This window comes from Marinobacter bryozoorum, from assembly GCF_023156245.1.
GTDB lineage: Bacteria > Pseudomonadota > Gammaproteobacteria > Pseudomonadales > Oleiphilaceae > Marinobacter > Marinobacter bryozoorum.
In genome coordinates this window covers 1-776 of sequence record NZ_JAKZAH010000116.1, presented here as the reverse complement: position 1 = coordinate 776, position 776 = coordinate 1, and the positions used below count along the sequence as shown (strand labels likewise).

Annotated in this window: 2 protein-coding genes; both read right to left on the bottom strand. The window is 56.3% G+C overall.

Annotation, left to right across the window (positions count from 1 at the left end; genetic code table 11):
• Positions 1 to 8: 8 nt before the first annotated feature.
• Positions 9 to 377 carry an IS66 family insertion sequence element accessory protein TnpB gene (tnpB, locus tag MLC59_RS19810; RefSeq protein WP_248237325.1) on the bottom strand — a complete coding sequence of 123 codons (369 nt, stop codon included), beginning with the start codon at positions 375 to 377 and terminating at the stop codon, positions 9 to 11.
• The gene (gene tnpA, locus MLC59_RS19805) at positions 377 to 694 is read right to left on the bottom strand and encodes an IS66 family insertion sequence element accessory protein TnpA (protein WP_248237324.1); all 318 of its coding nucleotides are present in this window, start codon (positions 692 to 694) and stop codon (positions 377 to 379) included. The genes tnpB and tnpA overlap by 1 nt, the downstream gene beginning before the upstream one ends.
• Positions 695 to 776: the final 82 nt, after the last annotated feature.

Sequence of the window (776 nt, the reverse complement as noted above, 5' to 3'; positions counted from 1 at the left end):
AAAAAATACTAGCCAACGGTCTCATAATGCAGGGTTTTATGGCCCTTAAGCAGGGTGATGTCGTAGCCGTCCAGCAACCAGTTGATCTGCTCGCCATTCAAGGCCATCAGCTCATCCGACGGCCCCGGCCACTTGAATTTCTCCTCGGCCAGGGACTTGTAGTAGAGCACGAAGCCGTTGTCTTCCCACATCAGGCACTTGATCTTGTTCCGCTGTCGATTGGTGAACGCATAAAGCGCTCCGGAGAACGGGCTGTGCCCCAGCTCCTGCTCGACAATCAGCGCCAGCCCAGTGGCCTGCTTGCGGAAATCGACAGGTTGTCGATACAGGTAAATCTCCGGCAGGTCCCAGGACGGACGAAGATACCGGTGGCGCATTACAGTTGCCTCAGAACAGCGCCCAGCAATTCCACATTGCCAGCGTGCAGACCGGTGATTGAGACACCGCCGGGCAATGACACCGTTAACCCTTCTGACGAGGCCGGACCTGGTACTGCTGCCACCTTGGCAAACCCAGGCGACGACACGGGTTGCTCCGGAACCGACGCCTCCGGCTCGGTCAGCTTTTTGCGCCAGTAAACAAAGCGACAATAAGTCAGTGATTGCTGCTGGCAGTAGGCCATGCCAGACAAACCGGATGCCTGCCAGTCCTCGATATGCTGCTGCCAGAGACGTTTGCGTTCGGCGTGTGTCATGCTGATTCCTCCTGGGTTGACGAGGAAATCAGTGTGGGCAATCTTGGTAACCGAAAGTAGGTGCTGGTTTATTGGCGCTTAC

Bases quoted from the DNA above. Each gene is read 5' to 3' on its own strand.
- tnpB (WP_248237325.1), bottom strand. From the start codon at position 377: ATGCGCCACCGGTATCTTCGTCCGTCCTGGGACCTGCCGGAGATTTAC.
- tnpA (WP_248237324.1), bottom strand. From the start codon at position 694: ATGACACACGCCGAACGCAAACGTCTCTGGCAGCAGCATATCGAGGAC.